The following is a 23,679-nucleotide window of genomic DNA, read 5'->3' on the forward strand; positions in this document are numbered from 1 at the left end:
GAGCGCAGCGGCGCTGCGTGCGACGAGCGCGGGGCCGCGAGGTGCCGTGCCGGGCGTCGGGAGCCCGGCATGATCCACACGACACCCCCTAGTCGCGGGGTCGCGGCGGCGACGGCCTCCCGCACCGCGTGGTGCAACCCGTCCCCGGCGGCACATCGCTGACCCGCCCGGCAGTCGGTACAACCCACGGCGTGGTCGAGGAACCGGCCCCAGGGCGTCGACTCGGACGGGGCAGGGCGTACGCCGCAGGCGGGGTCGCACGCCCACACCTCGCACGTCATCCGAGTCATCTCGTGATCCACGGTGACGGTGCCCATGGGCTGGTCGACGGTGAGGTGGGTGCCGCAGAGTACGCAGTTCCAGCCCTGGAGTTGTTCGTGGCTGAGCGTGGCCGGGTCGAGGTCATCCACGGCCGCGGCAAGCTGCTGGCGGGCCGTCATCGCTGCCGCCTGATAGGGAAGGGGTCGCACTGCTTGGGGAAGGTGGGCGCGCAGCGGGGGCAGGCGTAGAGGGTGCGGCCTCCGACGCTGGCGCCGTGCTCGACGGCGACCACGACGGGCTGGCTGGTGGTTGCCTGGCAGCGGGCGCAGACCTGAGGCATCACCGGTCGCTCTCCTGGCCGTCGCCGGGCTCGGCGAGCAGGACGCTGACCAGTGCCTTGTACAGCAGGTGCGGGTCGGTGAGGTACCGGCCTCGGGTGAACGGGATGCGCCAGTACGAACCGGGCCGGGTCAGCCGATTGGCCGGGGGCACGCCGAGGTAGGTGGTGACGCCTTCGGTTTCGGTGAGGACGGTGACTCCCCACAGGTTCCAGGACGTAGCCGCGCCGGGTGCGATGAGCCAGTAGAGGGTGTTGCAGCGGTCTTTGATGACGGCGCCGGACTGATCGCCGAGGACATCGAGGGCGCGTTCGCCGACATCCTCCGCAGCCCGGACGGCGTCCCACCATTGGCCTGTCGGTAAGGCTTCGGGCTCGGGCCCGTTCGGCGGTGTCCACTGTTCGGCTCTGGTGGTCATGGTCGACTCCATGCAACGTGCGGATCACTGACCGTTACATCGTGTCGATCTGGCCCCGCACCGAGTTGCACAGAAGAGTGCAACTCGACAGCAACGGCACGTGCTACAGGCCGATCCATTGCGCGAACTCGGCAAGCTCACTGCTGCGCGACCGATCGCGCGACCGTAGCGTCACCACGGCTTCCCGCACGGTGGGGTGATAGCGCGTCTGCTGAGGGGCCGTACGGCGAGCCCGCTGGAGACAGCGCAGCGCCTCCTCCGAATCCTCCGTCCATACGTTGGCCCTGCCCAGGTCCAACCAGTGATGTCCGGCCCGCGCCCGATCCCACCCCTTGGGGAACCGAACGTCTTGCGCCAGCTGGACAGCCTGTCCGTACTCGTCCAGATCGCAGGCGATCGCGACAGCGTGGACGCCCACGTTCGTCGGTCCCCACCCCACCCCGTAGGCCGGGGTCTCCCCGGTCCGCTCCGCGAGCGCGCGGGCCTCGGACACCCGAGCGTCCACTGCGTCGGCGTCCCCCATCCGCCCGGCGATCACCGCCGCTCGCAGCTGAAGCACACCGGTCATCGCGGCCAGCCCCGTCGCGTTCCGGGAGTCCTGCCCGGCCATATCCCGCAACGTGCCGTCCACCACCCGCATCCCCAAGTCGTACCGGCTGGATGAGAGCGTGGTCTGGGCGCGCAGATAGCCGTACATGGCGGCCAGCCCCGGCTCGTCGGCCCGCGGCGCCGCCCACGCCAGCCGTTGCAGGGCGATCGTGGCCAGGTCCACGTACCCGAAGGACCACGCCAGCGTGAACACACACCGAAACGCCCACGCCAGACACTCGTGCCCCTGCCGCTGCTCCTCACCGCTGGTGGTGTGGATGGCCTGCACACACTCGTCGATGAGTGCCGGAAGGTCGACGGCCATCGGCAGATACTCGGCCTGCCGCCGCTGGACCAGGACCTTCTCCATATCGGCCCGGATCAGCGCGACGGGACGGGCCGACACCTGCCAGTCGAGGGGGATGTCCCAGTTCTCCATGCTGACCCGGATGGGCTGTATCACCTCATCAAGCCGCTCCCGCCGGAGTTCCTGGGTGTAGGGCTGACCGAGAAGATCCGAGGTAGTGACGCTGAGCGCGCGAGCGCAGGCAGCGATCAGTGATGGCGAGGCGGGCCTCTGACCGCACTCCACCTTGGACAGCAGGGACTTCGAGACATTGGCACGCATCGCCAGACCTTGCTGAGTCAGACCACGCTCGCGACGAGTGCGGGCGATCCGTGCGCCGGTGTGTTCCTCAATGCTCTGCGGCATGCTGAACTCCGTTCTGGCCTAGACACCCAGAACGGTACCCGCGGCCTACCCGGCGGGGACGGCTGAACAGCCCCGTTCCCGTAGGAGCCAGCGCGCTTCCTTGACACCGACGAAACCCCTCCCGTGGCCGAGGGGCGCACAGCGCCAAGCGCGAGCTGTCGGGTCTCGGGTGATGGTTGACGGTTTGGCGTCGGGTGATGCTTGACGTCTGTCCTAGACAATCTTCCGTCGGTTGTACTCTCCGGATTTGCGGACGACCACCTCCTTGGCAGTGGTGCGGGGGACGGTGGTGATCAGGTCGTTGCCGTGGAAGACCCGGATGACGGTCTCGTCGAGGTGGGCGGTGACGACCTGACGGGCCCAGGATCGGCCGATCTGGACGCGCTGGCCTGCGAGGGTGAAGCCGCCGTTGCTGGTGACGGTCCGCTCGGCGATCTGCGGGGCGGGCGGCGGAATGGCCGGGGGTGGGCCCGCTGGGCGTGCTCCGCGCAAGCGGCCGCAGGCCGTGGCCGACAGGGGGCAGGGCAGCGCGGCCAGCAAGACGCGCTGCTCGTCCAGGACCTGCATCACCGTGCCGTCCAGCCGCAGGGTGACCCGCTGTCCTGCGAACGCCCAGCCGATATTGCACCGGTCACCGCGGCCGCCGGGGATGCTGCTGACGCCATCGACGCAGAACTCCGCGGCCGCGCAGAGAAGCAAGTACGGTCGGCGTCGCCGGCCCACCCTTGCTGAAGTGCCTCCGCAGCATGCCGGAAACCTGTCGAGCCCGACCCTGGGGCGGCTCTACCCTTCCCGCATGGCCCATGGAAAGACCTCGTACGTGTGCCTGCCCTGCCGGGCCTCGTACAAGCAGCCCTACCCCGGCTACCACGACCACGACCGGGTCTGTCCACGCTGCGCCGAACCACTGATCCACGTCGGCTCCGCCTTCGCGGCACCCAAGAGGCGGGACACCGCCGCCTGGCGCACCCTCTCCGTGCTGCTGCACGCCGGTGTGCGCTTCCACAAGAGCTGCTGCGGCGGCCCCGGCTACCGCCCACGCACCCTCAGCGAGGTGCGCGAGCGGATGGCCCACGCCCGGGCCACCGGAGAACCATTCGCTCAGGCCTTGGTCCGCCGCGACCTGCCCTAGCAGCCCGAAAGCAGGGGGCGTTCCGCCGCGCCGCCGAAGCCCTGCTGTCATACACAGCACGTATGAGGCACACATCACGCCGCGGGATCCTCCAGGACGGCCACGGCCTCGGCAGCCTTGCGGGCATGCCTCTCCGCCTTGACCAGTTGCTTGGAGCGGCGCTTGCGCATCTTCTTCGAGGCCCCGTCCAGCCGGTCCGGGAGGAAGTGCCCGTAGGTGTCCAGGATCAGCGTCGCGGAATCGTGGCCCAGCATCGGCGCTGGATTCGAACTCCTTCGCAAGGGAGTCCTCCTCGCTCCATAATCCGATCGCTGGACTTGGCACGGATATTACGATCGAGAAGTGACGGTCAAGTACGAGTGGCGGGGCGGCTTCGACAACGCCGCCCTCAACGCGCTCCACGCTGACGGCTTCGGCCACCCGCCCACTCAGACTGACTGGCGGGAACGACTTGAGCACCACAGTCTCGGCTGGGTCTGCGCATGGGAAGACGGTTCTCTGATCGGCTTCGTCAACGTTGTCTGGGACGGAGGGAATCACGCCTTCATCCTGGACACGGTGGTCGCACAAGATCGTCGGGCGAGCGGCGTCGGCGCCGCGCTGGTCGCAACCGCGGCCCGCGAAGCCCGTGCGGCGAGGTGCGGATGGCTCCACGTCGACTTCGAGGAGCACCTGCGTTCCTTCTATTTCGATGCCTGCGGCTTCAAGGAGACGACAGCCGGTCTGATCGCTCTGTAACACCGCGGACCAAGCTTTGAGCCAGGGCACACAGCACCAGAAGCGGTATCAACGACCCCTTGCAGGATCCCTGACCCAAGTCTCGGCCGTCACCTGGTGTGGCGGCAGCACGCAGTTGGACCAGAGCCGAGGGAGTCATTGCGGAGCGACTTCGGGAGTCGTTCCGGGGCCGGTCTGCCACAGTCACCCTCCGCGCCCGCGCGCCTTGGCCGACGCGTCGGCGAAGGGGCGTCAGTGGTGGTGGCCGTGGCGGCCGAGGGTCTCCACGGGGGTCGCGCCGGGGCGGGTCCACTGTGGCACGGGGCGGCTGGTCGGGCCCCAGGTGGCGTTCCCGTTCGCGTCCGAGCGCCAGGACCAGCACGGGCCGCGTCCCTCGGGCCGGCCCTCGGGGGTGTCCTCCCACGCCTCGCCGCGGCCGGAGGGCGTCATGTCGAGCAGGCCCAAGGACCCGTTGACCCGCTCGTTGCCACGGCCCGTCGTGGAGTAGGTGAGGAACGCGCGGTTGCCGTCGCGCAGGAAGCAGGTGAGGTGACCCATGGCGCCGCCGACCGGCGCGTCCACGTCGCGCGCCGAGTACCAGGGCTGGGTGTAGCCCATGAACGCGACGTAGGGGGCCACTTCGTCCCACCGGCCCGTGGTCAGGATGGCGAACGAGACGCCGCGGGCGTCCAGGTAGGCGGCGTCCTTCAGGTGCCAGGCCGTGGTGGTGCAGCCCTCGCACTGCCCCTGGTGCGGCGCGTCGTCGTACCACATGTGCTTGTAGACCACGAGCTCGTCGCGGCCCTGGAACAGGTTCAGGAACGGGACCGGGCCGTCGGGTCCGACGACCTCGACCGTCCCGTCGAACTCCACCATCGGCAGCCGGCGGCGGGCCGCGGCGATGGCGTCGCCCTCGCGGGTGTGGGCCTTCTCGCGGGCCAGCAGCTCGTCGCGGGCGATCTGCCAGGTGGCCAGGTCGACCACGGGCGGGCGGCCGGGCAGTGGGGTGGTCGGGTCGTCCGGTGCGGTCGTCATGGTGTCCTCCGTGGTGTCTCGTGCCGGGCAGCGTCGTACGACGTTCTACGGCGGTCACCAGAAGAGACTCGCGGCCCGGCCGGAACTCATCGCGGCGGGGCGCGTCGCGCTGCCCGAGCGAGCGGCCCTTCCCCGTCGTAGCGCGGCGTCCGACAGCCGCCGGACAGGGCGGGGCAGGGGGCCGGCCTGTTGGACGTGAACGATTCTTCCGAAGCGCTCGTCGAGCGGTATCTGCTGGCCGGCGCCGAGTTCGAGCGGCGGTTGCGGACCGTGCGGGCCGAGCAGTGGGCCTGGCCGACGCCCTGCACGGAGTGGAACGTACGCGACCTGGTCCATCACATGACCCGGGGCAACCTCGGCTACACGGGACTGCGGAATCTCGCACGCGCCTTCGGCATGGACGACCGCCTGCGCCCCGACCTGGTGGCGATCTACGCCGGGCTGCCCGAGACTCCCACCGCGGCCGAGACGACCCATCGGTCTTCGCGCCGCCCGTGGCTCCTCTCCGCCGCGACGCGGCTCGCCAGGACCGGTTGCCGCGCCGGATGGGCAGGGCCCCGGAGGAGAGGAACGCTACCGGCCCCGGACGCGCTTGAGCTTGGTCCAGCCCGTCCAGCCCCGTTCCCTCAGCAGCTCGATCAGCCGGCGGGCCGGGGGCACGGTGTCGTACGCCAGGGTGTCCATCAGCGCCACGAGCGGGGGTTCGAGGTCGGCGTCGTCGACGTAGTGTTCGCCCCGCTCGTCGGCCAGTCGCGTGAGGTAGGCGGCCAGGTCGTCGGCCAGGCCGGTCAGGCGTGGATCGTCGGCGGTGTGGTCGAGGGCCTGGCTCAGGGTGCGGTAGAAGCCGATGAACAGCGGGTCGGCGATCTGCGCCCGCTTGCGGGTCATCCACTCCGGGACGCGTTCGGGTGAGCGCGCGGCCAGGGGGATCCAGCCGTCGCGTTCGGCCTGGACGATCCGCTCGTCGACGCCGAGAGCACGGAGGTGGTCGAGGTAGGCGACCACCTCCCGGGGCAGTGCCAGGTGGTCCCCGGCGGCCAGGCGGGCGAGCTGGTCGCGGTGGTGCTGGCGCTCCTGGATCTCCGCGCGCAGCCGTTCGTCGATGTCCGTGACCGCTGCGGCGAAGTCCGCTTCGCCGGCCTGGAGGAGTTCGCGTACGCGCGCCAGCGGGACCCCCGCCCCGGCGAGGGTACGGATCTTGATCAGCTCGACCACGGCGCCCGCGTCGTACCTGCGGTAGCCGGAGTGGTCCCGTTCCGGTTCCGGGAGCAGGCCCTTGGCGTGGTAGTACCGCACCGCGCGCACCGTCACTCCGGCGTACGAGGCCAGCTCGCCGATGGTCAGCATCCCGGCAGGTTACGGATGATCTCCGCGATGTGCGGGGCGTGGGTGAAGACCAGGCGGTGGTCGGCGTCGAGCCAGGTCGTGGAGGTGTGCGGTCGTGCGCGTACGAGACGTTCGACGCCCGCGCGCCAGAGCTGGTTGTGGCGTGGCGCACGGCCCTCGGTGCGGTCGCCGGCGATGTTGGCCGACATGATCAGGCTGATGGGGTGGTCGATCTTCCGGTAGCGGTCGAGGAGCGCGGACCGCACCACGTCGATTTCCAGGTTCAGGTTGTGGATGTCGTGGGCGGTGAGCACCACCCGTTGCGCGAGGTCGTCCGCCAGTGAGCGGAATTCCGCCAGGTCGGCATCGGTGATGAACGGTTCGGGCAGTGGGTTCGCACCGTCGATGAGGACGAGCCCGGCGACGGCGTCGGGGCGCTCGCAGGCGTAGTGCACGGCCAGGTCCGCGCCCAGCGAGTAGCCGACGAGCAGGGGCGCCGTGGGCAGGTCGAGCGCCGTCAGTACGGCGACGAGGTCGCTCAGGAACGCGTCGAACGAGTACCGGTCGGAGGCCGAGGCGGGGCCGTGGCCCCTGAGGTCGAAGGTGACCACGTCGTAGTCGCGCCGGAGGAGCGCGGCCAGCTCGTGCAGGTCGGCCTGGGTCGAGATCAGTCCGGGGCACAGGACCAGCGGGCGTCCCCGGCCGCCGCGGGTGACCGGGATCGTGACGCCGTCGTGGTGGATCGCCTTCGTCATCATGCCGGTCAGGCTGCGGGGTTGCCCCTGCGGCAGGGTCAAGGCGGGGGCGCCGTGAACCGTTCGGCGGCGTCCCAGAGTTCGCCTTCGCGCCGCGGGTCGTACGACTCCTCCGACGACCGGGCCTCACGGCCGCGGTCGACGTACGACCCGGTCGGCGCCCGGGTCGTACCGAGGACGACGTCGGCGAGGTGGCGGCCCGCGGTGCCGCGGGTGGTGGCGAACGGGGTGAGGGTCATCGCGGGCAGGACGCGGCGCATCGCGAAGCGGGAGACGGGGTCCGCGTTGCGGGCGAGGCCGGTGCCGGGGACGAATCCGGGGTTGTAGGCCACGACGTCGATCCCGGCCGGGAGGCGGCGCGCGTGCTCGTGCACGAGGTAGATCGCGGCCAGCTTGCTCGTCGAGTACGCGGTGCGCCCGGCGGCGGTGGTGTCCGGCCGGGGGAAGGCGCCGGTACGGGCCAGCACGTCCGGGGACTTCCAGTCCGGGCCGGGCACCATGCCCAGGTTGTGCCTGAGGTCGCCGAAGTGGGTGTCGCTGACGGTGATCACGATCCGGGCGGGTGCGGGGATGCGGTCCTGGAGCAGGCGGATGAAGAGGTGGTTTGCCAGGACATTGACCGTGAAGGTCGACTCGAACCCGTCGGGTCCCTCGGTCAGCGCGTTGGTGTACTGCACGCCCGCGTTGCCCACGAAGCCGCGCAGCGGCGGGAGTTCGCCGTCGTCGAGCCGGGCGCGGATCTCGGTGGCGGCCGAGCGGACGCTCCGTAGCGAGCCGAGGTCCGCCGGGACGTACGAGACGGTACGCCCGCCCGTGGCGAGCCGTGCGGCGGACGAGCCGCGGCTGACGACGAGGAGGTGCGCTTCCGGCGACCGGCGCAGGATCTGCTCCGCCGCGACGCGGCCGATCCCGCGGCTCGCGCCGGTCATCACGATGGTGTGCTTCACGGGAGGCCCTTTCGTTGCTCCGCCTGTCCGTCCCCACGTTCGCCGCGACCATCGCCGTCGACCAGTGCCGTGCCCGTCACTAGGACCGGCAGTACCCAGGCTGATGTTGCGCGGCGTGGCGAGAATGAGCCCATGGGTTCCTCGCGCTCCGACTTCGCCACACTCCTGCGCGCCTGGCGCGACCGGCTCTCCCCGGCCGACGCGGGTTTCGCCGTGACGGCAGACCGTCGTGCGCCGGGGCTGCGCCGTGAGGAGTTGGCGCAGCTGGCCGGGCTCTCGGTCGACTACGTGCTGCGGCTGGAGCAGGGACGCGCCAAGCACCCCTCGGCCCAGGTCGTCGGCGCCCTCGCCCGCGCCCTCCAGCTCTCCCGCGCCGAGCGCGACCAGCTGTACCGGAGCGCCGGGCTCCTGCCGCCGCAGGACGGGACGGTCGGCACCCATGTGCCCGCCGGAATCCAACGGCTCGCCGGGCGGCTGGGCGACGTACCGATCGGGGTGTTCGCAGCCGACTGGACCCTGGTCTGGTGGAACGCCACGTGGTGCGCCCTGCACGGCGACCCCACCGTGCTCCCGCCCTCCGAACGCAATCTCGCCCGCGCCCTGTTCGCGCGCGGCGCCGCGCACGCCGCGATGCTGCCCGTCCAGTCCGAGCGCGGGCAGGACGCCTTCGAGGTGTCGATCGTCGCCGACCTCAAGGACGCCGTGTCCCGCTACCCCGGGGACGTCCAGCTCGATCGTCTGGTGAACGAACTGCGGTCCGTATCCGACGCCTTCGCGCATCACTGGTCCACGAAGACCGCGGCCGTCCAGCACACCACCGACCAGAAGACGATCCGCCATCCGGAGGTCGGCGACATCCTGCTCGACTGCGATGTCCTCATCGTCCCCGGCGCGGACCTGCGCATGGTGACGTACACGGCGGCGACGGGGAGCGGCGACGCGGCGAAGCTCGACCTTCTGCGCGTCACGGGTGGCCGTACGACCAGCCCACTTCCCTGAGGACGAGGAGGCGACCGGTAAACCTTCGGAAGTTTTCGTGATTCTTTCCGGAATACTGTTGACTGTTGACGTGGGCAGCTCAAAACTGCGAGGCAAGCGCCGCATGGTCTCCCCACCGGCCTCATGAGGGCGAGGAGGAATCACGCACATGAAGCACGCATCCGCTCACGCACACCCGACAACCGGCAGGCGCGGTCGCTTACGCGCGCTCGGCCGGTTCAGGCTGCTCGTCAGCAGCGCCTGTACGACGGTGCTGGTCACCGTGGCCGCGATGGCGCTGCCCGGCACCGCGCACGCCGACACGGTCATCACCACGAACCAGACCGGCACCAACAACGGCTACTACTACTCGTTCTGGACGGACTCGCAAGGCACCGTCTCCATGAACCTGGCCTCCGGTGGCAGCTACAGCACGTCGTGGCGCAACACCGGGAACTTCGTCGCGGGCAAGGGCTGGAGCAACGGCGGCCGCAAGAGCGTGACGTACTCGGGCACGTTCAACCCGTCCGGCAACGCCTACCTGGCGCTCTACGGGTGGACGTCGAACCCGCTGGTGGAGTACTACGTCGTCGACAACTGGGGCACGTACCGGCCCACGGGGACGTACAAGGGCACCGTCACCAGCGACGGCGGGACGTACGACATCTACAAGACGACGCGGTACAACGCACCGTCCGTCGAAGGCACGCGCACCTTCGACCAGTACTGGAGCGTGCGGCAGTCGAAGCGGACGGGCGGGACGATCACCACCGGCAACCACTTCGACGCCTGGGCCCGCGCCGGAATGCCGCTGGGCAACTTCAAGTACTACATGATCCTCGCGACCGAGGGATACCAGAGCAGCGGCAACTCCAACGTCACCGTGGGCGGCGGCTGATGAGGACCGGGACGCCTCGCCCGTCACGTTCCCTGGTCGTGAGGCTGGCCGTCGTCGCGACCGCCGCCGCGGGCACCCTCGGCGTCCACGCCGCCACCCCGGCGCAGGCCGGGGCGGCGGCCTGCGCCGGGTACGTCGGGCTCACCTTCGACGACGGTCCGTCCGGCAGCACCTCCGCCCTGCTCGGCGTGCTCCAGCAGAACGGGCTGCGGGCCACGATGTTCAACGAGGGTCAGTACGCCGCCGCCAACCCGTCCCAGGTGCGGGCCCAGGTCGCCGCGGGCATGTGGGTCGCCAACCACAGCTACACCCATCCGCATCTGACCCAGCTCGGTCAGGCGCAGATCGACTCGGAGATCTCCCGGACGCAAACCGCCATCGCGAACGCGGGCGGCGGCACGCCGAAGCTGTTCCGGCCGCCGTACGGGGAGACCAACGCGACGGTGAAGTCGGTCGCGGCCAAGTACGGCCTGACCCAGATCATCTGGGACGTCGACTCGCAGGACTGGAACAACGCCAGTACGGACGCGATCGTGCAGGCCGCGGGCCGGCTCACCAACGGCCAGATCATCCTCATGCACGATTGGCCCGCCAACACGCGCGCCGCGATCCCCCGGATCGCGCAGGGGCTGGCCAGTCGCGGGCTCTGCGCCGGGATGATCTCGCCGCAGACCGGCCGCGCCGTGGCCCCGGCCTGACAGCGACATCACGCGCACGGCGGGCCTTCGGGACGCCGAAAGCGGCGTCACCGGGTGAATTCGGTGACGCCGCCCTCTCTTTCAGGGTTCTTTCAGGGCTCGGCGGTCAGTCCCTGATATCCGACCCGACGCGGAGAATCCCCACCGCGCCGCCCTGCGTTCCGGGGCACTTCCGCTTCGAGGTCTTGCCGTTCGAGACCCAGGGGCCGTAGAAGGTGACCTCCACGCCGCGGGAGTCCACGCAGATGATTTTCACCCGGTGCGCGCCGAGGTGGCCCAGGCCCGAGCAGTACGAATAGCCGGTGGTGCCGCCCCTCGCCCACGCATTGCAGTCGGCGGAGCGGGTCGAGACATCGCCGCCGTCATTCGCCATGGCGTTCGGCGTGATGAGACTGGCGCTCATGGCCAGTCCGGCGATGGTGAGGAAAGACTTCTTTCGATTCATGCCGGTGTCCCCTGATGTGCGAAAGCTGGTGGTGATGGGCGTTCGGTCGTGGCTCAGAAGAGTTCGACCTGGTAGCCCGCCTTGTAGACGCCCACCGCACCGCCCTGCGTACCGGGGCACGTGCGCTTGGACCACTCACCGCTCTTTCCCGGCTTCCACGGCCCGTAGAAGACGGCCTTCACACCCCGGCTGTCGATGCAGGTGACCTTCGCTCGATACCGGTCGAGCTTCGCCAGGTCGGCGCACTTGGCGTACCCGGTGGTGCTCGTATTCTTCGAGGTGCAGACGTACTTGACGCTCACGTCGCCGTCCGCGGCAGCGGCGGCGGGCGCGAGCAGGGCACCTGTGGCCATGACGGCAGCGGCGAGGGCCGCGATGGAGCCGGCTTTGCTCCTCATTCAGAATCCCCCGTTTTTCATTTTTACAGGCTGAGCCTGTCTTTGCGGTCGCGGAACTTTCTACCCGCGCCTGTTCGCCGGACGCAAGGGGTTTGCGCCACCCAATCCAGGGGGACGCCGGACTCCCGCCATATCGGACGAAGTCATGCCTTTGCGCTTTCAGTACCCTCCTGGGCACCCAACCGCCACCATCAAGGACCAAGCGGAATTGCCTTGCCGGGACCCTGACTTCACCCATGACGTCTGCTAGCTTTCCCGCCAAGCACGATCACTTCGATCAGGCTCAAACGGGGAGCAATGGTGAAGTTCAAGACCATCGGCGTGGCCGTCGTCGCGTCACTCGCGGTATTCGGGGGAACTCAATCGGCATCCGCTGCCGACTGGCTCACCGCAAAGGCACCCACGTACAAATCCGGGAAGGTCACCGCCAAGGCGACCATGCTCGGCCCGCAGCCCGCGGGCACCAAACTGTGCGTATCCCTCCTGGTGGCCCACCCCTACTACCCCGACATCGAGGTGGCCAACAAGTGCACGACCACCCAGGCCGGGTCCGTGAGCGTCACCGTCAAGGTCGGCACCTGCGGTAAGTACTCGAGCTACGCCAGCGTCAAGCGGGCCGGAGCGGGGACGTCCGTCCGCAAGTCGAATCCCGCGATCTACTGCAAGTAGGCAGCAGCGGTCGGCAGGCCCCCGTCTCCGCGGGGGCCTGCCGCGCCTCGTCAGGCCGCCGCCTTGGCGATGATGCCGTCCATCTCCTCCCGGCCGAAGGCGCGCAGGGTCGTGGTGCGGACGTTGCCCAAACTGCTGAGCTGCAAGGATGCCGCGGTGGCGGTTTCGTCGTCGGGTGCCTCGATGGTGAAGACGACGTCGTACGGGCCGACGGTCCAGACGAAGTCGAGGAGCTTCACCCCTTGCTTGTCCAGCGCCGCCTTGAACGCGTCGTAGCGCTTCGGGGTGTCCCGGTAGGCGCGGACTCCCTGCTCGGTCCAGTTCAGTAGCACGACGAACTTCGGCATGACCTTCACCTCCACGAAGGGGCACATCGCAAGGTCAAGCGTCGACGTCAGGCGCGCCGCCCGCCCGAGGCGCGCACCCATTCGGGTGGTGGCCGGCAGGTCGATCAGCAGCAGGACGCTCCACCTGAGCTGGTCAGCCGATGGGGTTGACGAAGGTGCCGGGGTGGGTGGCGCCGCGCTGGTCGACGAGGCTGTCGTTCTCCCAGGGCCACTCGATCTTGAGGGCCTCGGTCTCGTTGGGCGGGGTGACCTCGACCCAGGCCGGCTGGTAGAAGCCCTTTTCCTCCTTGGTGAAGGCGAGGTTGAGGGTGAACTCGGTGCTCTGGCCGGCCTCCACCTCCACGGGGCTCCCCTTCTGCGAGGAGCGGGCCAGGGACCAGCGCTCGCCGCCGTTGATCGAGGTCAGGTCCACGCCGGGGAAGCCGCTGAGTTTGCAGGAGCTGGTGCCCTTGTTCATCAGGACGATGGTGGCGGTCGTCGCGCCGCCCGCGCCCGCGTCCGGGAGCGCGTCCTCGCCCGTGGCGAAGGCGGCTTCCAGGTTTTCGGTGCGGCACCGCTCGACGCCCGCGTGCGCCCTGCCGCTGCCTTCGGCGGCGCCCTGCCCGCCGCCCGACTCCGAGCCTCCCTCGGCCTTGGCGTCGGAACCCTGCGCACCGCCGGAGGAATCCGAGGAGCTGCCGGACCCTGCTGGGGCCGTGTCGGCCCGGCCCGCGGACTTCGTGCCGCCGGTCTCCGCGCCGTTGCAGGCCGTCAGGGTCAGGGCAGCGGCCGCGGTCAGGGCCGCGGCGGCGACGCGGAGGGTGCGACGGCGGGCGGTGCGGGCGGTGGTGTTGGAGCGCATTTTCGGGTCCCCCGGAGAGGTCGGCGTCGTGGTCCGTTCGGTACGACAACAACTCTCGCCGGGGCCACTACCGCAACACTGCCGCCCCGCTAACTTCCGGCTAACACGACGGTGACCAGGGAAGGGACGCCAAGGGGGCCCCTCAGCGAGTGAGCAGCACGCTCACTTCCAGGGCGCCCTTGTTGTCGTCCAGGCAGGTGTCGGCGTCGTTGATCCGCAGCTCCAGGGTGCCCGAGCGGGCGGCCCGGAATTTCCACTCGCGGCCCACGCGGTGGCTCGGCAGGCTCTTGGGGTTGCCGGAGAAGCGGCCAAGGAGGGTGCCGAACCGGGATCCGGAGTCGACCTTGCAGCCCCAGCCGCCCCGCAGGGATTCGTCGACGGCGGCCGTGTAACCGAGGGGGCCGACCTCCGGTTGGGAGCGGGAGTCCATCGTCCAGGTGCCGGTGGAATAGCGCACCGTCACCGCATCGCCCTTGCGGAGCGGGGTCCGCGTCGCGCGCTGCCAGCCCTCGGCCGACTGGACGCTCAGCTTCGTCGTCGTGGTGACCGGGGCGGCCGACGCGTCGCTCCCGGGGCCGAACGGGGGCGCGTCCTTCACCACCAGGAAGGCCCCGGCGGCCAGGGCGGACACCAGCCCCACCGCCACCGGCCACCACCACCTCGCCCTGCGGCGCGGGGGCGCCGCGGCGAGTATGCGGTCCACGACGGTCGGCTCGGCGCCGACGACGGTCGGCTCCGGGCCCAGGGCGCGGATGCTCGTCTGCGTCGCGGCCTCCGCCAGGGACTGGGGCACCCGTACCGTCGTGGCGCGGATGCCCGCGTCGCCGGTGGGCGCCGGGACGGCCGGGCCGGGGGCGGAACCGTCCGCGACGCTCCGCAGCGCCTCGCGCACTTCGGCCACGGAGGGCCGCTGGTCCGGGGACTTGTGGAGCAGCGCCTCGACGACGGGCCGCAGCGGGCCGACCCGGTCCGGGATGTTGGGTTCCGCGAAGGTGACGGCGTGCAGCGCGGCGGCCTGGGTGGTGCGCTGGAACGGCGCCACCCCGGAGGCGACGGCGGACAGGGTCGCGCCCAGCGCCCACAGGTCGGACGGCGGGCCGACCTCGTCGGCGGTCAGCTGCTCGGGGGCCATGTAGCCGATGGAGCCGAGGAGTTCACCGGCCGTAGTGAGCGAGTCGTCGCCTTCCAGGGCGGCGATGCCGAAGTCGGTGAGGACGGCGTTGCCGTCCGGGCGCAGCAGCACGTTGGCGGGCTTGATGTCGCGGTGCAGCGCCCCGACGGCGTGCACGGCTTCGAGGGCGCTCAGCAGCTGGAGGCCGATGGCGGCGGTGCGCTGCGGGGACAGCGGGCCGGTGGCCGCGAGGTGACGGTCGAGGGAGGGGCCGTCGATCAGCTCCATCGTGATCCACAACCGGTCGTCGTACTCGACCAGATCGTGCACCCCGATCACATGGGGGTGGTGCACCCGGGCGACGGTGCGCGCCTCCCGCACCGCCCGGCGCAGCCGTCTGTTGTGCTCGTCGCCGTCGCTGTGGACGTGTAACTCCTTGACGGCGACCTCGCGCTCCAGCACCCGGTCCCGGGCTCGCCAGACGGTACCCATGCCGCCCTGGCCGAGCCGGTCCAGGAGCAGATAGCGTTCGGCGATCAGCCGTCCGTCCTCGGCGGATCTCACTCGGTCTCCCCTGCCTCTTCCCCCGACCCCGGCCGTACGCGCGGGGAACGATGCGGCGAGCATAGCGGGGCCGTTGACGTATCCGTGCGGTCGACCGGACACGTGTGCGAGAGTTCAATGGACCGCATGGCGGACGACAACAGGTGGCGCGTCGAGCTGAGCGGGGTCCCGGAGACCCTGCTGTGGAACCTCCACATGCGCGCGTACGAGGCGCGGCGGCCACGGCCGGTGCTGGCGGACCCCAAGGCCGTGGAGCTGGTCGACCGCATCGACTACCCCTTCGAGGAGATCTTCGGGCCACCGGTTCCGCTGCTCGCGCAGGGGCACGCGCTGCGGGTGCGGACCTTCGACGACGCCGTACGGGACTTCCTCGCCGCCCACCCGGACGGCACCGTCGTCGCGCTCGCCGAGGGGCTGGAGACCCAGTACTGGCGGGTGGACAACGGACGGGCCCGCTGGCTGTGCGTCGAGCTGCCGGAGACCGCCGCGGTGCGGCGCGCCCTGCTGCCGGACGACGAGCGGCGGCGCACCCTCGCCCGGTCGGCGCTCGACCTGTCGTGGCGGGAGGAGGTCGATCCCTCCCGCGGGGTGCTGATCACCGCGCAGGGGCTGCTGATGTATCTGCGGCCCACCGAGGTACGGGACCTGATCGCCGGGTGCGCGGAGGGGTTCCCGGGCGGGGCGCTGGTCTTCGACGCGGTGCCCCGCTGGTTCAGCGCGCGCACGATGCGCGGCGAGCTGCGCACCGCGCGGGGGTACCGGCCGCCGCCCATGCCGTGGGGCATGGACGCGGGCGAGCTGGCGAAGGTCCGCGGCGCCCATCCGCGCATCCGTGAGGTGCGGGAGCTGCCGCCGCCGCGCGGGCGGGGGCTGTACCACGGGGCGCTGGTGCCGGTGCTGCGGCGGCTGCCCGCGGTACGGAATCTGCGCCCGACGATGACCGCGATCGCCCGCTTCGGCTGAGCTTGTCGTTCAACGTCCGGTCGCTTCTACTTCTGATGCGAGCGATGCCCGAATGATGTGCAGCCATCGCTGACAGACCGGGACGGTGATCGGCTCGAAGAGCTAGTTCTGGTCAACGTGGGACAGCCGCGAGCGGGTCGGGGCCTTGTTGTTCGGGTCGATGACCGGGGTCAGACCGATGTACGGGGTCCGGGTGCTGCTCGTGGAGCCCGCCGGCACCAACACCCTTCGATACGAACATCGTCGCCCCCGACCGCCCGTTGCAGGTCTACGCCGAACAGCGGCGCATCGCCGACCAGGTGGCGGTGGCGATCAACAACGACGGCGACGATCCTGCCGTCGTCGCGAAGGTGATCGTCGCAGCCGCGACCGACACCAGGCCGAAACCGCGCTACGCCGCCGGCCCGACCGCCCGACGCGTCAGCGTAGCGAGCCGCATCGTTCCCGCCCGGGTCTTCGAACGGATCATCCGCAAGGCCAACAGGCTCACCCCTGACGCTTGCGCGAGCACGGATCTGGCCGACAAGGCCGAGAACCTTAACGGGGAAGGCCGCGCCGCGACGTTTGCCACGGACCGGATGGGCGCGCAGGGCGGTACCCGGCAAGTCCTGCTGTAGCGCTTGCGCGGCCCCGTCGACTGGTGGGGCCCGCAGTTCCTGGACCTGCTTTTCAGCTGATGACCGTAATCCATACTCTCGCCGCTCAGGAGTGAGCAGGACGATTGGGATTTCGCGGTCGGTCTGCTGTGCGTCCTCGTCGTACAACGGCAGGATGCGCATCCGGCATCAGGGACCAGACCTGCCCGTCATCCCTGGGGGATGTCGATCAGGACGCGGCCGCGGCCGCCGGCGTCGATGCGGTCGTGGGCCTTGGCGATGCCGGCGAGCGGGAAGCGGGCGCCGACATCGACGGTGAGGGCGCCGACGGCGGCCGCGGCGGTGAGGTCGCGGGCGGCCTGGCGTTTGGCCTCGGCGGGGAAGTCGTCGCTGCCGAGCAGGCGCAGGGTGACGTTGTTGAACAGCAGCGTCCAGAACGGGATCTCGGTGCGGTCGTCGCGGGTGGCGTACGCGGCGATGACCGCGCCGTTCGCGGCGACGGCGTTGTCCAGGTCGACGTTGTCGGACAGAGCGACCTCGATGATCCGGTCCACGCCGTCGGGTGCGTGGGTGCGGATCGCGGCGGCCGGGTCAGCGGAGTCGAGGGCCACGGCGTGGGAGACCACCGCGGGATCGACCCGGTCCAGGTCGGTGCCGCGCCGGACGGTGCCGATGACCGTGGCCCCGCCCCAGCGGGCGAGCTGGGCGGCCAGTGAGCCGACCCCGCCGAGGACGCCGTTGACCAGCACGAACTTGCCGTCGACAGGGCCGTCGGCGAAGACGGTGCGATGCGCGGTGATGCCGGGGATGCCCAGGCTCGCGCCGAGGTCGTCGGACAGGTGGTCGGGCAACCGGACGGCGAGGTCGCCGGGAACGACGGTGTACTGGGCTGCGGTACCGAAGGGGCGGTAGGACTGGGCGCCGTACACCCACACCCGCTGCCCGACGCGGCGCGCGTCGACACCGTCGCCGACGGAGTCGACGATGCCGGCGGCGTCGCTGTGCGGGATCACCCGCGGGTAGGGCATGGCCGAGCCGGTCCAGCCACGCCGCTTCTTGGTGTCACCGGGGCTGGCGCCGGAGACGGTGACACGGACACGCACCTCACCGGGGCCGGGGGTGGGGTCGGGCAGCTCACCGAGCTGGAGCACCTCGGCGGCCGGGCCCTGCTGGTCGTACCAGGAGGCGAGCATGTTCACTCCTTCCGATCACGGGTGTGGGTCTGGGGGCCGGGCTGCCCGTCCGCCCCTCGGATGCCGTCGCCGTCCAGGACCTCGTGGAGCCAGGCGCGCTCGGCACGGCTGATGGCACGGGCGGTGAGCAGCATGCCGCGCCGGTACGGGTCGCTGACCTGCTCGGCGCGCAGCGGCGTGTCGCCGTCGTAGAAGAAGCTGGCGGGGGCCTCCAGGAAGTCCAGGCGGCGGCGCAGCACGGCGTGCTGCTCGGCGCTGTCGGGCAGCAGCGAGAGGAACGCCAGGATCGTGAACCAGCGGGAGAAGTCGGTGATCTCGTGCCCGGCCGGTTCCCGCAGCCGCCGCAGCATGTCCTCACGTCCTGCCGTGGTCAGGTTCAGCACGTACCGGCCGCCGCCCGCCTCGGGAGCAGGGCGCCGCTCGATCAGCCCGGCCTTCGTCAGCCGGTTGATCGCCGGGTAGAGGGTGCCGTCGCTGACCGGACGGCTGTAGCCGGTCAGATGCGTGATGCGCCGTCGCAGCTCGTGACCGGGCAGGGGGCCCTCGGCGAGGAAACCGAGGATCGCGAGTTCCAGCATGATCCCAGCATCTCACATCGAAACGATGTACACATCGTTTCGATGTTACGGTGCATGGAGAGGCAGCGCCCTGCCGTACCGCCGGCAAGGCCGCCCGGGCGGACCGGCCGCCCGCGGGCGCACCCCTCCCGGACCGCCAACATTCTTAGGGAAGAAGACCATGACTGCCCCTGCTCCCCGCCAGGCCCGCGTCACCTCCACCGACGGCACAAAGATCGCCGTCACGATCACCGGCCGGGGCCGCCCCCTGGTCGTCTCCCCGGGCGCCCTCAACGCCGCCCAGGACTGGCAGATACTCGCCGACCTGCTGGCGCCGCGCTTCACCACCTACGCCATCGACCGCCGCGGCCGGGGCGCCAGTGGCGACAACGGCGAGCACACCCTCCAGCGGGAGGCCGACGACATCGCCGCCGTCCTCGACCTCGCCGGACCCGACGCGATCCTGCTCGGCCACTCCTACGGCGGACTGGTCACCCTCGCCCACGCCCTGCACCAGCCCCCGGCGGCGTTCATCCTCTACGAGCCCCCGATCCCGCTGGGCGGCCCCATCGGCGGCGACGCCCTCGCCCCCTTCGAGGAGGCCGTCCAAGCCGGCGACCTCGACCAGGCCCTCACCCTCGGGCTGCGGAACTTCCTGAAGTTCCCCAACCAGGCCATCGAGGAGTTCCGCCAGACCCCGTTCTGGGCCATCCGCGCGTCCATGACCCCGACATGGGCCCGCGAGATGCGCGCGATGGACAACTTCGGCGACGACCTCACCCGCTTCGCCGCCCTCGACACCCCGACGCTCCTCGTGATCGGCGAACTCAGCCCCCGCTGGCTGACCGACGTCTCCCGCCGCATGCACCAAACCCTGCCCGACGCCCGCCTCGTCGAGATCCCCGGCGAAGCCCACGACGCCTTCCTCACCGGCCCCCACGCCCTCGCCGACGCCATCACCGCCTTCGCAGGCGGCCTGCCTGCCTGACCGAAGTCGACAGCCCCGCACATGAGCCGCCTCTGCGGCGCACCCCGGACAGCCGGGAGGGCGCCGCCCAGGCCCGCCGCCTGAAGAACTGGCGATCGAGGGCGGGCCATGGCCTGCCCATCCTCACGAGCAGATGCCGGAGCCCCGCATCAAGCAGCCCGAAAGCCCCATCCCCGCAGAGCGAGAGCCAGCCGGCTACTTCCGCATCGCGTGACGCGCGGGCCTCCACCGCTCGCCAGCCCGTCGACACCCAACTCGACTCCCTCACCCAGGCCCGCGTCGAGCAGCGCCCCGAAGCGATCAGCCGCCGCATGGCCGAGCTCCGCAAGGCCCGCACCGTTCTCCGCGGACTCGCCGAGCGAGCCGCCGCGGCTCGAGCCCACAAAGTGTCGCGGTCAGATAACGTTCGCCACGCTCTCCTGAGACACAAGGGGTCTGACAGCTGCAAGAGCGAACCATCTCCCTCACCGCGACATCGCTGAGACAGCAGAGCCACTGAGACACCCGACCTGTTCTAAGCTGCGCACGGTCCGGAAAGGCCAGCGCTCCCCGTTCGCCTCGCTGCTGTCGGCCCCGGCGGCGGCCCGGGCATGACGTCAGCGGTCCGGGGCGGGTGGAGCGCCAGAAGCTCTGTCCGCCCCGGACTGGCGCTGACACCCGCGAGCCTTGTCCGGCGCGACGGGCAATCGTCATGCACTCCGCGCAGGCCGCGCAGGCACCGGTGCAGCGCGAGGGGGTGTCTTCCGGATCATGCCGGGCTCGCGGGCCCTGGCACGCACGCTCGCCGCCCGCCGCACGCTCGAGGCCATCGCATGGAAATACCGCACCAACTCGCCCTGGCGGGACTTGCCCGACGAACTCGGCTCCTTCAAGACCGCTCACAAACGGCTGATCAAGTGGGCCGTCGACGGCACGTGGGAGAAGATCCTGGCCGCCGTCCTGGCGGCGGCGGATGCCGTCGACGACATCGGCCGGACCGTGTCGGTCGACTCCACCGTCGTCCGCGCCCACCAGCACGCCGCCGGCGCCCGCAAAAGGAGGCTGAAGGCCGAGACGAGCCGCCCGACCACGCACTCGGGCGCTCCCGCGGCGGACTGAGCACCAAGATCCACCTGGCTGCGGACGGCCATGCACGGCCCCTGGCCATCACCGTTACCGCGGGCCAGGCCGGTGACGCTCCCGCATTCGAGACGGTCATGGCCCGCATCCGCGTGCCCAGATCCGGCCCCGGCCGGCCCCGGACCCGCCCCGCCATGGTCCTGGCCGGCCGCACCTACTCATCCCGCGCGATCCGAGGCCATCTGCGACGCCGCCAGATCCGCGCGGTGATCCCGCAGCCTTCGGACCGGATCCGCCACCGTCTGCGGCGGGGCCGGCAAGGAGGGCGCCCGCCCGGCTTCGATACGGATGCCTACAAGCAGCTCAACACCGTCGAGCGGTGCATCAACCGCCTCAAACAGTGGCGCGGCCTGGCCACACGAACCGACAAGCTCGCGATCGCCTACGTCGAAGGTCGCGCCTTTCCGATTTCGTCGAGTAGCCGCCAAGGTGACTTCATGAGAGATTGAGAGCATGGTAGACACGCCGACTCTTCAATCATTCGGACACGGGTCTATAAACCAGAACGGTCGCATTGCGATTGGTAATCGCAATGTGTCAATCATCCTCGCGGAATACAATAACTTCCCGCCACTAAGCAACACACACCCCAATCCCGCCGACTACTATTTCAAACTTACTACTGGTGGGTCGACTTCACCACCCTTCTCGACTCGGGATCCGGTCAACCCGGCGAGTTTGTTTGAATACTTCCTAGAGAACAGCAACAACAGGTTTGTGTTGGGTCCTGGGCTACTCGGCAATGTGCAGCCCGGTCCTTTCCCGTCAAGCGATCCCGGCCCAGAGCAGCGATGCGCCGACATACTGCGCCTCTTTTACGATGAGAACAAAGTCAACGTTCTCGTCGGGGATGACATCAACAAGGACGGCCAGGTCGGCCCCGACGAACAGTGTGTCCTGATAATCGAGAATATACCCGGGGCATGGCCGGCAAATAGAGACAACAAACCCGTGACGTTTGCTTTGAACCCACGGGATGAGACCCTCGCGACGCACTGCGCCGGCGTCGGACCGACCACGCCTTTCTATCAGATAGCCCATGAGATGTCTCACTCACTGGGCACAGTCGACCTCTATAATTCCGGAGTTCTGCCCTCCGGCGCCAACAACATGCTCTTGACCCTGATGGGTGCTTACTCTTTTACGAGCGACGACCAGGGTACGGTGCACCTGGACATATGGCACAAGCTCGCGCTCGGGTGGGCTGAACCCCGCATCTTCGATCTTTCGGTTCATGGCCAGACGCAGGTGGACACCACGGCGGACGGCGCCGTGCTGCTATGGCACCCCACCCGCGAAGCGAGAGAGTACTTCCTGATCGAGCGCCGGGGGCCGGCTCTTCCCGGGCGGAAGTACGACGCGAGCTTCCCGGACGACGGCGTGCTGATCTGGCGTGTGCAGGGAGGGATGCCCACGCATCTGGGCGCGCCGTATCTCACTCCGGGTGGTGCCGGAGTGTGGCGTGTCGGTCAGGAGACGCCGCTGCTGATATGGAGCGATGGGGGCCTGACCGGCGTCCAGCTCTCCGTGACCGAAGCCGATGACGGCAAGCTACACGTGGCCTGGCATTCCCCGGTGACCCTGAGGAAGGGTGCCGTGGGTCCGTTCGTAAAGCAACTTCAGCTATCCCTAAACGACCTCGTTCCTGGAAACCCGATCGCGGTCGATGGAGATTTTGGAGCCATTACGGACAGTCGGGTTCGGGAATTCCAACGGCACGCCGGAATCACCGATGACGGTGTCGTGGAAACGCAAACATGGGGGGCCATTACGAAGCTCGCCCCCAGGCCCGGTGACGCAGGCACACCGACGCTGAGGAAAGGTTCTCGGGGTGTGGCGGTGATGCGGCTTCAGCAGCTCCTCAACGAGCGCACTCCGGATTTGGCTCCGATCGCAGTCGACGGGGACTTCGGACCAATCACGGACGGTCGAGTCCAAGAATTCCAACGGCGCACCAAAATCACCGTAGACGGCCTGGTCGGGCCACAAACCTGGGGATCTCTGTTTCACGATCCAGCTTTGCAGCAGGGTTCTCAGGGCCCAGCAGTGATGCGGCTTCAGAAGCTCCTCAATGAGCGCGCTCCAGATTTGGCTCCGATCGCAGTCGACGGGAACTTCGGACCAATCACAGACGGTCGAGTCCAAGAATTCCAACGGCGCACCAAAATCACCGTAGACGGCCTGGTCGGGCCACAAACCTGGGAAGCGCTCACACAGGAAAGTAAGCTGTGAGACTCCTGGGCGCTGAGCGCTGCCGCGGAGCCTGCCGTTGCCTTGGTTCGGAAAACCGGACTGCTGCGGCCCCAGATCGACAATGGGCTGTTGCGGCTGCACGTCAGGGGGCCGGGGCGTCCAGTTGCGCGAGTTGATCACCCCTCCCCAGCGGTGATCCCGCAGCCTTCGGACCGGATCGGCCATCGTCTGCTGCGGGGCCGGCAAGGAGGGCGCCCGCCCGGCTTCGATGCGGATGCCTACAAGCGACACAACACCGTCGAGCGGTGCATCAACCGCCTCCAACAGTGGTGCGACCTGGCCACACGATGCAACAAACTGGCGATCGCCTACCAGGCCGCGCGCCACCTCGCCGCCATCCTCATCTGGGTACAGCGCTGATCAAAGAGACAGGACCTAGGCTAGGCGTTCTGCGCGTCGTAGCGGCTGCGGGCCTCGTGGACCTCCTCGATGTGGGTCTCGGCCCAGTCCTTCACCGCGGCCAGCAGGACGGCGAGGCTGGCGCCGAGCGGGGTGAGCTCGTAGTCGACACGGACCGGGACAGCCGGGGTGACGGTACGGGAGAGGATGCCGTCACGTTCCAGGGCGCGCAGGGTCTGGGTGAGCATCTTGGGGCTGACGCCGGCGATCTTGCGGCTGAGGTCGCTGTAGCGCATGGGGCCCGGGGAGAGGGCGGCGAGGACGAAGCTGACCCACTTGTCGCTGAGGCGGCCGAGGAGCTCGTTGGTGGGGCAGCCCCTGATGAAGGCGTCGTACTCGACGCGTGCCTGTTCGCGCCGCTGGGCCGCGGTCTTGGTCGCCATGGCTTCCCTCCTGGGGACATAGGCACTCTCAGGTAACTACTTCCTGAAGG

27 protein-coding genes and 5 pseudogenes are annotated in these 23,679 nt (G+C 69.7%); 13 read left to right on the plus strand and 19 right to left on the minus strand.

Annotated features, from left to right (window positions below; genetic code table 11):
* The 6 genes and pseudogenes from ABZ562_RS29100 to ABZ562_RS29125 form a co-directional block, all read right to left on the minus strand.
* Window positions 1-440: hypothetical protein (locus tag ABZ562_RS29100; RefSeq protein ID WP_361485185.1), on the minus strand; the 440-nt coding region annotated here is incomplete at its 3' end.
* Window positions 437-601 (minus strand): hypothetical protein, encoded by a 165-nt coding sequence (locus tag ABZ562_RS29105; RefSeq protein ID WP_361485187.1) that lies wholly within the window; start codon window positions 599-601, stop codon window positions 437-439. The genes ABZ562_RS29100 and ABZ562_RS29105, both read right to left, overlap by 4 nt.
* Entirely contained in the window at window positions 601-1,017 is a 417-nt protein-coding gene (locus tag ABZ562_RS29110) for a hypothetical protein (protein ID WP_361485189.1), read from the minus strand. The genes ABZ562_RS29105 and ABZ562_RS29110 overlap by 1 nt, the downstream gene beginning before the upstream one ends.
* A 103-nt stretch (window positions 1,018-1,120) precedes the next feature.
* Window positions 1,121-2,044, minus strand: coding sequence for an XRE family transcriptional regulator (locus ABZ562_RS29115; protein WP_361485364.1), 924 nt, complete (start codon window positions 2,042-2,044; stop codon window positions 1,121-1,123).
* Window positions 2,045-2,176: 132 nt separating this feature from the next.
* Window positions 2,177-2,317 (minus strand): annotated as a pseudogene (locus ABZ562_RS29120) (helix-turn-helix transcriptional regulator); the annotation flags it as partial.
* 213 nt (window positions 2,318-2,530) lie between these two features.
* Window positions 2,531-2,953 (minus strand): annotated as a pseudogene (locus tag ABZ562_RS29125) (IS481 family transposase); the annotation flags it as partial.
* Window positions 2,954-3,113: 160 nt separating this feature from the next.
* On the opposite strand from ABZ562_RS29125, the gene ABZ562_RS29130 reads away from it, so the two are divergent.
* Window positions 3,114-3,449, plus strand: a complete 336-nt coding sequence (locus ABZ562_RS29130) for a deoxyxylulose-5-phosphate synthase (RefSeq protein WP_361485191.1) — start codon at window positions 3,114-3,116, stop codon at window positions 3,447-3,449.
* Between the two features lie 74 nt (window positions 3,450-3,523).
* Here the strand turns inward: ABZ562_RS29130 and ABZ562_RS29135 are convergent, their stop codons facing one another.
* On the minus strand, window positions 3,524-3,703 hold the full coding sequence (locus ABZ562_RS29135) for a hypothetical protein (RefSeq protein ID WP_361485193.1): 180 nt from the start codon (window positions 3,701-3,703) through the stop codon (window positions 3,524-3,526).
* Window positions 3,704-3,791: 88 nt separating this feature from the next.
* Here ABZ562_RS29135 and ABZ562_RS29140 point away from each other — a divergent pair, with 88 nt between their 5' ends.
* Window positions 3,792-4,187, plus strand: a complete 396-nt coding sequence (locus ABZ562_RS29140) for a GNAT family N-acetyltransferase (RefSeq protein WP_361485195.1) — start codon at window positions 3,792-3,794, stop codon at window positions 4,185-4,187.
* 231 nt (window positions 4,188-4,418) lie between these two features.
* On the opposite strand, the gene ABZ562_RS29145 is transcribed toward ABZ562_RS29140, so the two are convergent.
* On the minus strand, window positions 4,419-5,201 hold the full coding sequence (locus tag ABZ562_RS29145) for a DUF899 family protein (protein WP_361485197.1): 783 nt from the start codon (window positions 5,199-5,201) through the stop codon (window positions 4,419-4,421).
* A gap of 270 nt (window positions 5,202-5,471) precedes the next feature.
* Here ABZ562_RS29145 and ABZ562_RS29150 point away from each other — a divergent pair.
* Window positions 5,472-5,711 (plus strand): annotated as a pseudogene (locus ABZ562_RS29150) (maleylpyruvate isomerase N-terminal domain-containing protein); the annotation flags it as partial.
* 63 nt (window positions 5,712-5,774) lie between these two features.
* Here ABZ562_RS29150 and ABZ562_RS29155 read toward each other — a convergent pair.
* The 3 genes from ABZ562_RS29155 to ABZ562_RS29165 are packed head-to-tail and all read right to left on the minus strand — an operon-like array spanning window position 5,775 to window position 8,229.
* Window positions 5,775-6,548, minus strand: a complete 774-nt coding sequence (locus tag ABZ562_RS29155) for a MerR family transcriptional regulator (RefSeq protein WP_361485199.1) — start codon at window positions 6,546-6,548, stop codon at window positions 5,775-5,777.
* The gene (locus ABZ562_RS29160; RefSeq protein WP_361485201.1) at window positions 6,542-7,285 is read right to left on the minus strand and encodes an alpha/beta hydrolase; all 744 of its coding nucleotides are present in this window, start codon (window positions 7,283-7,285) and stop codon (window positions 6,542-6,544) included. The genes ABZ562_RS29155 and ABZ562_RS29160 overlap by 7 nt, the downstream gene beginning before the upstream one ends.
* A 35-nt stretch (window positions 7,286-7,320) precedes the next feature.
* Window positions 7,321-8,229, minus strand: coding sequence for an SDR family NAD(P)-dependent oxidoreductase (locus ABZ562_RS29165; protein ID WP_361485202.1), 909 nt, complete (start codon window positions 8,227-8,229; stop codon window positions 7,321-7,323).
* A 132-nt stretch (window positions 8,230-8,361) separates the two neighbouring features.
* On the opposite strand from ABZ562_RS29165, the gene ABZ562_RS29170 reads away from it, so the two are divergent.
* The 3 genes from ABZ562_RS29170 (at window position 8,362) to ABZ562_RS29180 (ending at window position 10,803) form a co-directional block, all read left to right on the plus strand.
* Complete coding sequence (locus ABZ562_RS29170; protein WP_361485204.1) at window positions 8,362-9,228, plus strand: helix-turn-helix transcriptional regulator; 867 nt, start codon at window positions 8,362-8,364, stop codon at window positions 9,226-9,228.
* Between the two features lie 148 nt (window positions 9,229-9,376).
* Complete coding sequence (locus ABZ562_RS29175; protein WP_361485206.1) at window positions 9,377-10,105, plus strand: glycoside hydrolase family 11 protein; 729 nt, start codon at window positions 9,377-9,379, stop codon at window positions 10,103-10,105.
* Window positions 10,105-10,803, plus strand: a complete 699-nt coding sequence (locus ABZ562_RS29180) for a polysaccharide deacetylase family protein (RefSeq protein ID WP_361485208.1) — start codon at window positions 10,105-10,107, stop codon at window positions 10,801-10,803. Before ABZ562_RS29175 ends, ABZ562_RS29180 begins: the two co-directional genes overlap by 1 nt.
* A 106-nt stretch (window positions 10,804-10,909) precedes the next feature.
* On the opposite strand, the gene ABZ562_RS29185 is transcribed toward ABZ562_RS29180, so the two are convergent.
* Complete coding sequence (locus ABZ562_RS29185; RefSeq protein WP_361485210.1) at window positions 10,910-11,248, minus strand: hypothetical protein; 339 nt, start codon at window positions 11,246-11,248, stop codon at window positions 10,910-10,912.
* Window positions 11,249-11,301: 53 nt separating this feature from the next.
* Window positions 11,302-11,646 carry a hypothetical protein gene (locus ABZ562_RS29190; RefSeq protein WP_361485212.1) on the minus strand — a complete coding sequence of 115 codons (345 nt, stop codon included), beginning with the start codon at window positions 11,644-11,646 and terminating at the stop codon, window positions 11,302-11,304.
* A gap of 297 nt (window positions 11,647-11,943) precedes the next feature.
* Between ABZ562_RS29190 and ABZ562_RS29195 the strand changes: the two genes are divergently transcribed.
* A complete protein-coding gene (locus ABZ562_RS29195; protein ID WP_361485214.1) occupies window positions 11,944-12,315 on the plus strand; it encodes a hypothetical protein in 372 nt (123 codons plus the stop codon).
* 50 nt (window positions 12,316-12,365) lie between these two features.
* Here ABZ562_RS29195 and ABZ562_RS29200 read toward each other — a convergent pair whose 3' ends face one another.
* The 3 genes from ABZ562_RS29200 to ABZ562_RS29210 form a co-directional block, all read right to left on the minus strand.
* Window positions 12,366-12,662: a GYD domain-containing protein gene (locus ABZ562_RS29200; protein ID WP_361485216.1), complete on the minus strand. Its 297-nt coding sequence runs from the start codon at window positions 12,660-12,662 to the stop codon at window positions 12,366-12,368.
* Window positions 12,663-12,795: 133 nt separating this feature from the next.
* Window positions 12,796-13,503 (minus strand): DUF4232 domain-containing protein, encoded by a 708-nt coding sequence (locus ABZ562_RS29205; RefSeq protein ID WP_361485218.1) that lies wholly within the window; start codon window positions 13,501-13,503, stop codon window positions 12,796-12,798.
* A 142-nt stretch (window positions 13,504-13,645) separates the two neighbouring features.
* Entirely contained in the window at window positions 13,646-15,178 is a 1,533-nt protein-coding gene (locus ABZ562_RS29210; RefSeq protein WP_361485220.1) for a serine/threonine-protein kinase, read from the minus strand.
* 126 nt (window positions 15,179-15,304) lie between these two features.
* Here ABZ562_RS29210 and ABZ562_RS29215 point away from each other — a divergent pair, with 126 nt between their 5' ends.
* Both ABZ562_RS29215 and ABZ562_RS29220 read left to right on the plus strand, forming a co-directional pair.
* Entirely contained in the window at window positions 15,305-16,141 is an 837-nt protein-coding gene (locus ABZ562_RS29215) for a class I SAM-dependent methyltransferase (RefSeq protein ID WP_361485222.1), read from the plus strand.
* Window positions 16,142-16,401: 260 nt separating this feature from the next.
* On the plus strand, window positions 16,402-16,758 hold the full coding sequence (locus ABZ562_RS29220) for a hypothetical protein (protein WP_361485224.1): 357 nt from the start codon (window positions 16,402-16,404) through the stop codon (window positions 16,756-16,758).
* 188 nt (window positions 16,759-16,946) lie between these two features.
* Here the strand turns inward: ABZ562_RS29220 and ABZ562_RS29225 are convergent, their stop codons facing one another.
* Together ABZ562_RS29225 and ABZ562_RS29230 are read right to left on the minus strand one after the other, a co-directional pair.
* Window positions 16,947-17,930 carry an NADPH:quinone reductase gene (locus ABZ562_RS29225; protein ID WP_361485226.1) on the minus strand — a complete coding sequence of 328 codons (984 nt, stop codon included), beginning with the start codon at window positions 17,928-17,930 and terminating at the stop codon, window positions 16,947-16,949.
* 2 nt (window positions 17,931-17,932) lie between these two features.
* Window positions 17,933-18,508, minus strand: a complete 576-nt coding sequence (locus tag ABZ562_RS29230; RefSeq protein ID WP_361485228.1) for a PadR family transcriptional regulator — start codon at window positions 18,506-18,508, stop codon at window positions 17,933-17,935.
* 160 nt (window positions 18,509-18,668) lie between these two features.
* Between ABZ562_RS29230 and ABZ562_RS29235 the strand changes: the two genes are divergently transcribed.
* The 4 genes and pseudogenes from ABZ562_RS29235 to ABZ562_RS29250 form a co-directional block, all read left to right on the plus strand.
* The gene (locus tag ABZ562_RS29235) at window positions 18,669-19,475 is read left to right on the plus strand and encodes an alpha/beta hydrolase (protein WP_361485230.1); all 807 of its coding nucleotides are present in this window, start codon (window positions 18,669-18,671) and stop codon (window positions 19,473-19,475) included.
* A 789-nt stretch (window positions 19,476-20,264) separates the two neighbouring features.
* Window positions 20,265-20,989, plus strand: a pseudogene (locus ABZ562_RS29240) (IS5 family transposase); the annotation flags it as partial.
* Between the two features lie 58 nt (window positions 20,990-21,047).
* Window positions 21,048-22,826: a peptidoglycan-binding protein gene (locus tag ABZ562_RS29245; RefSeq protein WP_361485232.1), complete on the plus strand. Its 1,779-nt coding sequence runs from the start codon at window positions 21,048-21,050 to the stop codon at window positions 22,824-22,826.
* A gap of 150 nt (window positions 22,827-22,976) precedes the next feature.
* Window positions 22,977-23,207 (plus strand): annotated as a pseudogene (locus ABZ562_RS29250) (IS5/IS1182 family transposase); the annotation flags it as partial.
* A 20-nt stretch (window positions 23,208-23,227) separates the two neighbouring features.
* Here ABZ562_RS29250 and ABZ562_RS29255 read toward each other — a convergent pair.
* A complete protein-coding gene (locus ABZ562_RS29255; RefSeq protein WP_361485234.1) occupies window positions 23,228-23,629 on the minus strand; it encodes a helix-turn-helix domain-containing protein in 402 nt (133 codons plus the stop codon).
* Between the last annotated feature and the right edge of the window lie 50 nt (window positions 23,630-23,679).

The sequence above is a fragment of the Streptomyces sp. NPDC019937 genome (assembly GCF_040631655.1).
Lineage (GTDB): Bacteria > Actinomycetota > Actinomycetes > Streptomycetales > Streptomycetaceae > Streptomyces.

Coding starts and splice junctions, on each gene's coding strand:
- ABZ562_RS29155 (WP_361485199.1), bottom strand. CDS start 6,548: ATGCTGACCATCGGCGAGCTGGCCTCGTACGCCGGAGTGACGGTGCGC.
- ABZ562_RS29145 (WP_361485197.1), bottom strand. CDS start 5,201: ATGACGACCGCACCGGACGACCCGACCACCCCACTGCCCGGCCGCCCG.
- ABZ562_RS29135 (WP_361485193.1), bottom strand. CDS start 3,703: ATGCTGGGCCACGATTCCGCGACGCTGATCCTGGACACCTACGGGCAC.
- ABZ562_RS29245 (WP_361485232.1), top strand. CDS start 21,048: ATGGTAGACACGCCGACTCTTCAATCATTCGGACACGGGTCTATAAAC.
- ABZ562_RS29185 (WP_361485210.1), bottom strand. CDS start 11,248: ATGAATCGAAAGAAGTCTTTCCTCACCATCGCCGGACTGGCCATGAGC.
- ABZ562_RS29110 (WP_361485189.1), bottom strand. CDS start 1,017: ATGACCACCAGAGCCGAACAGTGGACACCGCCGAACGGGCCCGAGCCC.
- ABZ562_RS29115 (WP_361485364.1), bottom strand. CDS start 2,044: ATGGAGAACTGGGACATCCCCCTCGACTGGCAGGTGTCGGCCCGTCCC.
- ABZ562_RS29180 (WP_361485208.1), top strand. CDS start 10,105: ATGAGGACCGGGACGCCTCGCCCGTCACGTTCCCTGGTCGTGAGGCTG.
- ABZ562_RS29215 (WP_361485222.1), top strand. CDS start 15,305: ATGGCGGACGACAACAGGTGGCGCGTCGAGCTGAGCGGGGTCCCGGAG.
- ABZ562_RS29235 (WP_361485230.1), top strand. CDS start 18,669: ATGACTGCCCCTGCTCCCCGCCAGGCCCGCGTCACCTCCACCGACGGC.
- ABZ562_RS29195 (WP_361485214.1), top strand. CDS start 11,944: ATGGTGAAGTTCAAGACCATCGGCGTGGCCGTCGTCGCGTCACTCGCG.
- ABZ562_RS29230 (WP_361485228.1), bottom strand. CDS start 18,508: ATGCTGGAACTCGCGATCCTCGGTTTCCTCGCCGAGGGCCCCCTGCCC.
- ABZ562_RS29105 (WP_361485187.1), bottom strand. CDS start 601: ATGCCTCAGGTCTGCGCCCGCTGCCAGGCAACCACCAGCCAGCCCGTC.
- ABZ562_RS29130 (WP_361485191.1), top strand. CDS start 3,114: ATGGCCCATGGAAAGACCTCGTACGTGTGCCTGCCCTGCCGGGCCTCG.
- ABZ562_RS29255 (WP_361485234.1), bottom strand. CDS start 23,629: ATGGCGACCAAGACCGCGGCCCAGCGGCGCGAACAGGCACGCGTCGAG.
- ABZ562_RS29160 (WP_361485201.1), bottom strand. CDS start 7,285: ATGATGACGAAGGCGATCCACCACGACGGCGTCACGATCCCGGTCACC.
- ABZ562_RS29190 (WP_361485212.1), bottom strand. CDS start 11,646: ATGAGGAGCAAAGCCGGCTCCATCGCGGCCCTCGCCGCTGCCGTCATG.
- ABZ562_RS29175 (WP_361485206.1), top strand. CDS start 9,377: ATGAAGCACGCATCCGCTCACGCACACCCGACAACCGGCAGGCGCGGT.
- ABZ562_RS29225 (WP_361485226.1), bottom strand. CDS start 17,930: ATGCTCGCCTCCTGGTACGACCAGCAGGGCCCGGCCGCCGAGGTGCTC.
- ABZ562_RS29170 (WP_361485204.1), top strand. CDS start 8,362: ATGGGTTCCTCGCGCTCCGACTTCGCCACACTCCTGCGCGCCTGGCGC.
- ABZ562_RS29205 (WP_361485218.1), bottom strand. CDS start 13,503: ATGCGCTCCAACACCACCGCCCGCACCGCCCGCCGTCGCACCCTCCGC.
- ABZ562_RS29200 (WP_361485216.1), bottom strand. CDS start 12,662: ATGCCGAAGTTCGTCGTGCTACTGAACTGGACCGAGCAGGGAGTCCGC.